This is a genomic window from Mesorhizobium sp. M4A.F.Ca.ET.050.02.1.1 (assembly GCF_003997725.1).
GTDB lineage: Bacteria > Pseudomonadota > Alphaproteobacteria > Rhizobiales > Rhizobiaceae > Mesorhizobium.
Genome location: NZ_RZSG01000286.1, coordinates 1 through 6,910 on the forward strand (window position 1 = coordinate 1; position 6,910 = coordinate 6,910).

At 66.3% G+C, this 6,910-nt stretch carries 9 protein-coding genes and 1 tRNA gene; 4 read left to right on the forward strand and 6 right to left on the reverse strand.

What is annotated here, in order from left to right:
* On the forward strand, positions 1-337 hold a 337-nt coding region (locus EOA33_RS18905), incomplete at its 5' end, for a histidine phosphatase family protein (protein ID WP_190234303.1).
* Between the two features lie 164 nt (positions 338-501).
* On the opposite strand, the gene EOA33_RS18910 is transcribed toward EOA33_RS18905, so the two are convergent.
* Positions 502-1,260: a pseudouridine synthase gene (locus tag EOA33_RS18910; protein WP_126056551.1), complete on the reverse strand. Its 759-nt coding sequence runs from the start codon at positions 1,258-1,260 to the stop codon at positions 502-504.
* Between the two features lie 205 nt (positions 1,261-1,465).
* Here EOA33_RS18910 and EOA33_RS18915 point away from each other — a divergent pair, with 205 nt between their 5' ends.
* Both EOA33_RS18915 and fhuB read left to right on the forward strand, forming a co-directional pair.
* Complete coding sequence (locus tag EOA33_RS18915) at positions 1,466-2,383, forward strand: ABC transporter substrate-binding protein (protein ID WP_190234304.1); 918 nt, start codon at positions 1,466-1,468, stop codon at positions 2,381-2,383.
* Entirely contained in the window at positions 2,376-4,406 is a 2,031-nt protein-coding gene (gene fhuB, locus EOA33_RS18920) for a Fe(3+)-hydroxamate ABC transporter permease FhuB (RefSeq protein WP_127406271.1), read from the forward strand. Before EOA33_RS18915 ends, fhuB begins: the two co-directional genes overlap by 8 nt.
* 341 nt (positions 4,407-4,747) lie before the next feature.
* On the opposite strand, the gene EOA33_RS41360 is transcribed toward fhuB, so the two are convergent.
* Positions 4,748-4,882 (reverse strand): hypothetical protein, encoded by a 135-nt coding sequence (locus EOA33_RS41360; protein ID WP_281033070.1) that lies wholly within the window; start codon positions 4,880-4,882, stop codon positions 4,748-4,750.
* A gap of 365 nt (positions 4,883-5,247) precedes the next feature.
* Here EOA33_RS41360 and EOA33_RS40595 point away from each other — a divergent pair, with 365 nt between their 5' ends.
* The gene (locus EOA33_RS40595) at positions 5,248-5,454 is read left to right on the forward strand and encodes a hypothetical protein (RefSeq protein WP_245455651.1); all 207 of its coding nucleotides are present in this window, start codon (positions 5,248-5,250) and stop codon (positions 5,452-5,454) included.
* A 92-nt stretch (positions 5,455-5,546) separates the two neighbouring features.
* Here EOA33_RS40595 and EOA33_RS18930 read toward each other — a convergent pair whose 3' ends face one another.
* From EOA33_RS18930 to EOA33_RS18945, 4 genes are all read right to left on the reverse strand, one after another.
* Positions 5,547-6,098, reverse strand: coding sequence for a hypothetical protein (locus tag EOA33_RS18930; RefSeq protein ID WP_245455649.1), 552 nt, complete (start codon positions 6,096-6,098; stop codon positions 5,547-5,549).
* A gap of 61 nt (positions 6,099-6,159) precedes the next feature.
* Positions 6,160-6,235: transfer RNA gene (locus tag EOA33_RS18935), tRNA-Phe, on the reverse strand.
* A gap of 173 nt (positions 6,236-6,408) precedes the next feature.
* Positions 6,409-6,627, reverse strand: a complete 219-nt coding sequence (yacG, locus tag EOA33_RS18940) for a DNA gyrase inhibitor YacG (protein WP_126056549.1) — start codon at positions 6,625-6,627, stop codon at positions 6,409-6,411.
* The coding region (locus tag EOA33_RS18945; RefSeq protein WP_190234305.1) for a Maf family protein at positions 6,624-6,910 on the reverse strand (287 nt) is incomplete at its 5' end. The genes EOA33_RS18945 and yacG, both read right to left, overlap by 4 nt.

Genomic DNA, 6,910 nt, shown 5'->3' on the forward strand with positions numbered 1-6,910 from the left:
CCAGGAATGGGACTACGGCGCCTATGAAGGCGTGACGACGAAGGAGATTGTCGCCGGTCGCCCCGGCTGGAACGTGTTTCGCGACGGCTGTCCCGGCGGCGAGCAGGCCGCCGATGTCGGCGCCAGGGCCGATGCCATCATCGCCGGGCTCCGCGTTGTCGCTGGCAATGTCCTGATCTTTTCGAGCGCGCATTTCCTGCGCGTGCTCGCGGCGCGGTGGATCGGACTGCCGCCTGAAGGCGGCGAACATTTCGTGCTGGACACGGCGAGTCTCAGCGTTCTCGGCTATGAGCACGATTTGAGCGAGCCTGTCATCCGCAGGTGGAATCAGAGGTAGCCGATCGGGTGTCCCCCTCATCCGGCCGCTTAGCGGCCACCTTCTCCCCGAGGGGAGAAGAGGAGGAAGCGCCCGCGCCTCTGATCTCCTCTCCCCTCGGGGGGAGGTCGCATGCCCCGAATTGCCCTTCGCAATTCGGTTGGCGATCCGGGCGAGGGGGAATGCTAGACGCTGTCGCCCTCAAGCATTGTCAGTTCCTCGACCGTCAGGTGCCGTGCCTTGCCCTTCGCGAGTTCGCCGAGCTGTAAGAGCCCGACAGCCACCCTGATCAGCCTCAGCACCTCGACGTCGAAGGCGGCAAGTAGCCGGCGGATCTGGCGGTTGCGGCCTTCGTCGAGCACGACCTCCAGCCAGGCCGTGCGGCCGCCGCTGCGCAGCAGCTCGATCGAGCGCGCCGTCAGCAGTTCGCCGTCGACCGTCGCGCCGTCGCGAAACCGTGCCAGCATGGCGTCGTCGGGCGCGGTGCCGATCTGCACGTGATAGGTCTTGTCGACATGCGAGGCCGGATCGAGCAGTCCGTTCGCCCAGCGCGTGTCATTGGTCATCAAAAGCAGGCCTTCGCTGGCTTTGTCCAGCCGCCCGACGGGCGACACGAAGGGCAGGTCGAGCCCCTCGAGGCAATCGTAGACCGTGCCGCGTCCTTCGGGATCGTCGCGGGTTGTGACCAGCCCGCGCGGTTTGTTGATCATCAGATAGACCTTGCGCTCGGCAACGACCTGCTCGCCGTCAACCGCGATGCGGTCGCGGTCGAGATCGATGCGCAGCGATGGATCGCGCGCGACCTTGCCTGCCACCCGCACGCGGCCCTCCGCGATCAGTACCTCGGCCTGCTTGCGCGAGCACAGCCCAAGCTTCGACAGCGCGCGACTGAGGCTGACACCCGCGCTCGCAGCGCGTCTGGTGGTATGCTGCGGTCGTGCCATGATCCGGCGTTCTTTCCCGATGGACGGCGACAGATGCCACGGGTGGCGGCGGGATCGCAACCCGCCTGGGTTCCATTCGTCTTCAGGAAGCTGGATCGTGCCGCTGCAAAATCCTGATCGACTTTGTCATCTTAAATGTTGACTGGAGATGTCATGTTTCATAGTCAGCTTGGCATCGGCGGCATAGGCCGATTTCGGGAAGTCCATGGAAACCAGGATCGTGCCGGAGAACGACAGGCGAACGACCAAGCGCGGCAACATCACCCGGCGCGCCGCGCTCGGGCTGTTCCTGCTGCCCATGGCCGCCTCCGCCGAGGCGCGGCCGCTGCGCATCGTCTGCCTCGACGACGGGTTGGCCGAGACCCTGCTGATGCTTGGCGTCAGGCCGGTCGCCATCGCCGATCGCGAGGTCTGGGAGACCTGGGTGGTCGAGCCGCCGCTGCCGCCGGAGATCGCCGATGTCGGCACCTTGCTCGAGCCCAATCTCGAATTCCTCCAGCAGCTGAAGCCCGACATCATCCTGTCCATTCCCTATCTCGACGGCATCAAGCCGCAGCTCGAGCGCGTCGCGCCGGTGAAGACGATCGGCCTCTACACCGAGGCCGGAGAACCCTACCGGCTAGCCGTCGAGGCGACCCGCGAGCTCGCCAGGCTGACCCGCAGGCAGGCCGAAAGCGAGGCGCTGATCGCGGCGACCGAGGCCTGTTTCACCGAGACCAGGCAGAAACTCGCGCCGCTGGCGGCAAGGCCGGTCTACATCGTCAACTTCCTCGATCCGCGCAATGTGCGCGTCTATGGCGCCAGGAGTCTCTTCCAGGCGGTGTTCGACCGCATCGGCATCCGCAACGCCTGGACCGGCGAGACCAATTATTGGGGCTTTTCGACCGTCGGCATCGACGGCCTGGCGACAGCGAGCGATGCGCGTCTCGCCTTTCTCGAGCCCATGCCCGAGGGCGCCCGCGGCACGCTGACCGAAAGCCCGGTCTGGAACGCCATGCCCTTCGTGCGCAACCGATCGATCATGCGCCTGCCCGCCGTGCTGATGTTCGGCGGGCTTCCTTCCGCCGCCCGCTTCGCCCGCGTGCTGACCAGGGCGATGACAGGAGAAAACGGCAATGGCTGATGCGGCGGTAAGCAAAGTGGGTACGGCCGGTCTCATCGTCCCGCGCGCCGGTGGCCAGCCGACCGTAGCCATCCTGCTTTGCGCTGCGCTCGCGGCCTTGGCCGTGGCGGCGACCATTCCCAATCTTGCCGTTCAACTGCCGCCGGCGCTTTGGCTCAAGGCGCTCGCTTTACCCGAAATCGACGACATGCGGCAGGTGCTCGTCCACTATGCCTTCCTGCCGAGGCTTGCCGTCAGCCTGCTTTGCGGCGCGGCCCTCGGCCTCGCCGGAACGGTGCTGCAGCAGGTGCTGCGCAATCCGCTCGCCTCGCCGGAGACCGTCGGCGTGTTGGCCGGCGCCTATTTGGCACTGGCGCTGGCCACGCTTTTCTCGCCCGCGCTGCTTTCCTTCGGTCGCGAATGGGTGGCGCTTGCAGGTGCCCTTGTCGCGCTCGCTGCAGTCTTCGCGCTGTCCTGGCACAAAGGCCTGTCCCCGCTGTCCGTCGTGCTCGGCGGCCTTGTTGTCAGCCTCTATGCCGGAGCGATTGGCGCCGCCCTTATCGTGCTCAGGCACGAATGGCTGGCCAACCTGTTTATCTGGGGCTCCGGCTCGCTCGGTCAGCAGGATTGGAAGACCACGCTGTGGCTCCTGCCGCGTCTGAGCCTCGCGGCATTGGCGATCGGCCTGATGGTGCGGCCGCTGACCTTGCTCGGCCTCGACGACGAGGGCGCGCGCAGCCTCGGCCTGCCGCTCGGCGTCTATCGCTTTTCCGGGCTTGCCGCTGCCGTTGCGCTGATTGCCTTTGTCGTCGCGGCCGTTGGCGTCGTAGGCTTTGTCGGCCTCGCGGCGGCGGCCCTTGCCCGCATAGGCGGCGCCCGCCGGCTCGGCCAGCGGCTGGTCATGGCGCCGTTGATCGGCGCCGCGCTGCTATGGGCCGCCGACCAGGGCGTGCAACTGCTGGCCGGGCCACAGGGCGATCATTTGCCGACCGGCGCCATCACGGCGCTTCTCGGCGCGCCGCTGCTGCTCTGGCTGCTGCCGCGCCTTGCGCTTGGCGCCGAGCTTCCAGCGCCTATCGCCGAACGCCTGCCGCGCGCGAGCCCTCCTGGCCCCCTGCTGGCGGCGATCGGCCTGTCGCTCCTTTTGCTGCTCGCGCTTGTGCTCTGCTACGGACCGGGGCCGCACGGCTGGAGCTTCGTCCTCGGCGACCAGTTGGCACCCTTGCTGTCATGGCGACTGCCGCGCGTTTCGGCCGCGCTTGCCGCCGGCGCCATGCTGGCGCTGGCCGGCTTGATGATGAAGCGCCTGACAGGCAATCCGATGGCCAGCCCCGAAGTGCTAGGCATCAGCGCGGGTGCTGCGCTCGGCATGATGGCGGCGCTGTTTTCCGTGGCTGGCCCCAGCCGTCCGCTGCAGATGATGGCGGCGACCGTCGGCGCCTTCGCTGCTCTGGCGGCGACACTTGCGCTCGGCAGCCGCGCCGCCTACGCGCCGGAGCGGCTGCTGCTCGCCGGCGTCGCGCTGACCGCTCTGTTCGATGCGCTGATCCTGGTGCTGACCGCAACCGGCGACCCGCGCGCCATGCTGCTGCTCAATTGGCTGACCGGCTCGACCTACGGCGTCGATGCGGACTCGGCGCTGCTCACTGCGGCCGCCGCGCTTTGCCTGTTCCTCGTGGCTCCCCTCTTCATCCGCTGGCTGGACATGCTGCCGCTCGGCGCCGCCGCGGTGATGGCGCTTGGCCTCGACGTGCGAAAAGTCCGGTTCGCCGTCCTGCTGATGGTCGCCGCGCTCACCGCCGCCTCGACCCTGATCGTCGGTCCGCTGACCTTCATCGGCCTGATGGCGCCGCATCTCGCCCGCCGCCTCGGCCTTTCGCGCGCGCTGCCGCAGGCGGTGGGCGCCGTGCTCCTCGGCGCGCTGATCATGGTCGCCGCCGACTGGATCGGCCGCACCGCGATCTTGCCGCGCCAGATTCCGGCCGGTCTCGTCGCCACGCTGATCAGCGGCCCGGTGCTGATGGGGCTGCTTCGCCGCCGCTGATCTTGCCCCAGTGGAGATAGAAATGTCCGCCCTGCCGACGGCGTCCCCCGCCCCGATCGCCGACACCACTGTTCACGATTTTGTTCCAAGAGGCAGCGCTGCTGGAGCGAAGCTGCGCCAAAATTGGCCCGTGCACCAAGAGTGGTTGTCTTTGGCGCGCGCCGAATGGCAGGCATTTCATCGCGCCCAATCCAGACGCATATAAGCTGGTACCCCCCGACACTTTGGCTCGCGCTCTTGGCCTGCTGGAAAAGGTGTCGGCGCTTCCCGGTCGCGGCGCGGATGAGGCTGCGGCGGAGTAAAGCCCGATACATCCGGTGGAACGGGACAGGGCCGGCGCGCTAAAAGCCCTTGCCTCGCAGCCAATTCCACCCACGGCCTTTACGGGTTTCGAGGTCGGTCCAATAATAGGCCGCAGCCAGAATAGCCGGAACAACAAGCCCGACAATCACGACTGCCAAAACAAACCAACTCATGGCCTAGGCTCCTGCCGCTCGCGGTAGAGCATCCAGAGCGGCAGGGTTATGATGGCGAAAGTGATCACGGCCAACTCAACCCAGTAAGTAAATGGGTCAAGAGCTCGCTCTACGGGGTGATCCTTGAGAGGAATCCTGCCCGTCCAAAAGGATTGGGCAACCAACCAGACTAGAGCAAGCTCCGTAGCGACCATAACGGCTCGCATCATATACTTATTGGGTTTCATGGGCTTTTCACATAACAGCGCACCCCGGATTCAGGCAACGGGTCTGTCAAATATACAATCGCCATTGGGAAGACCGCGCCATCGATCCTTTTTCTGGAGGCCTTCGAAACAGCCAGACCCGAGGGGCTGGAGGCGCAAGTGATCCTGTCGGCCGGCGAATACGAGACGGAAAAGCTGGCGCCGTTCCAGGTCGGCGCCGAGGATGAGCAGAAGCGCCTGGAGCACAAGCAGGTGACGCGCACCGACGAATTCGCCCGCCTGATGGCCGAGCGGCTGGACGCCATCTCCCGCATCAGCGCCAGCTTCGAGCTGCCGGCGAGAACCACATGTCGATCCTGCCGGTGACGGTCAACCGCGCCGTGCAGGCAGCGTTTGCGGTGAGGTAGGCCGGTCTTTGCCGTATACCTGTCGGGCAGAAAGATCGACGTGTTGCGACGTCACTTCGCCGGAGGCGCGCTCAATCGCCGGTAGGGCACGCCGTCGAACACCGCCGTCACGAAGTCGGTGACGGACATCTTGCGCTTGCGCCCGTCGCTGCAGGCATAGACCGGCCAGCCATCGTCGCTGCATTCGCTGGCCAGGCAGATCTGGGCAAGGCAGTTCCCGGCGGTCAGCCGGAAGCCGCCCTTGCCGGCGAAGCCCTGCAGCAGGCTGCCGTCCGCCGAGCGCCATGTCCGTTGGCTGAATTCGGTCCGCAACAGCCGCGGCTCAAGAGGAACCGCGAGGCCGGTTTGGCCGGGACGTGTTCCGAGTTGCAGGCGGAAGCGCGCCATTGCGGTCGTGTAGGCAGTGACGGTGTCCGATTCCCGCGCATAGGCTGTCGCGAGACTGGCGTGGTCAAGCAGATGAGACGCGCGCTCGCCTGCCTCTAACGGCGTCATCAAGGCAACGATGGCAACAAGGGCGAAGCAAGCTCGCGGCATCAGACATTCCAGCAGCCATATCGATCCGGCGTGCCGGTTTGCCCCCCGGTTCGCCTGCGGCAGCATCCCGCCAATCGGCGTCTGGCGCAAGGCGCCCGGTAGTGGTTGGGACATTGTGAGGAAAAAATGGTGCCCAGAGGCGGATTCGAACCACCGACACGCGGATTTTCAGTCCGCTGCTCTACCAACTGAGCTATCTGGGCCTCGCCGGCAAACGAGATTTCGCAGGCCGGATTTCTTGAAGACGCCGCCGGCGCCCCTAGAAAGCGCGTGGGTTATAGCACGGGAATTCAGCCTGTCCAGCGCCTAAGCACGGATTTCAGCCGGGAAAAGAAAACCACCGAAAGACGGCGGCAAAACAGCTGATATCGTGCGCTTACGGCTCGTCCTTGGGCGCCGGGTTTTGCTCCGGCCCTTCGCCTTCTTCCTCTGCGTTGCGCCCGGGGATGACGTAGGCGCCCTTCAGCCAGCGATTGAGGTCGATGTCCTTGCAGCGCGCCGAGCAGAACGGATAGTGCTCGCGCACCGATGCCTTGCCGCATTCGGGGCAGGGGCGCCGGGGGCGCAGCGGCGTGACCTTGTCGTCCAGGCTCATGGGCGCGCGGTGAGCCAGCTCGCATGCACCTTGAAGCCCTCGCCGGCAAGCAGGGCCGTCGTCTCGTAGAGCGGCAGGCCGACGACGTTGGTGTAGGAGCCGACCAGCTTGACGACGAAGGAGCCGGCGAGGCCTTGCACGGCATAGCCGCCGGCCTTGCCGCGCCATTCGCCGGAGGCGACATAGGCGTCGATCTCCTCGCGCGGCAGCCGCTTGAAGCGCACCCGGGTCTCGACCAGCTTCTGGCGCAGTTTGCCGCCCGGCGTGATCAGGCAGATGCCGG

Bases quoted from the DNA above. Each gene is read 5' to 3' on its own strand.
- EOA33_RS18910 (WP_126056551.1), bottom strand. From the start codon at position 1,260: ATGGCACGACCGCAGCATACCACCAGACGCGCTGCGAGCGCGGGTGTC.
- EOA33_RS18930 (WP_245455649.1), bottom strand. From the start codon at position 6,098: ATGCTGCCGCAGGCGAACCGGGGGGCAAACCGGCACGCCGGATCGATA.
- fhuB (WP_127406271.1), top strand. From the start codon at position 2,376: ATGGCTGATGCGGCGGTAAGCAAAGTGGGTACGGCCGGTCTCATCGTC.
- EOA33_RS18915 (WP_190234304.1), top strand. From the start codon at position 1,466: ATGGAAACCAGGATCGTGCCGGAGAACGACAGGCGAACGACCAAGCGC.
- EOA33_RS41360 (WP_281033070.1), bottom strand. From the start codon at position 4,882: ATGAGTTGGTTTGTTTTGGCAGTCGTGATTGTCGGGCTTGTTGTTCCG.
- yacG (WP_126056549.1), bottom strand. From the start codon at position 6,627: ATGAGCCTGGACGACAAGGTCACGCCGCTGCGCCCCCGGCGCCCCTGC.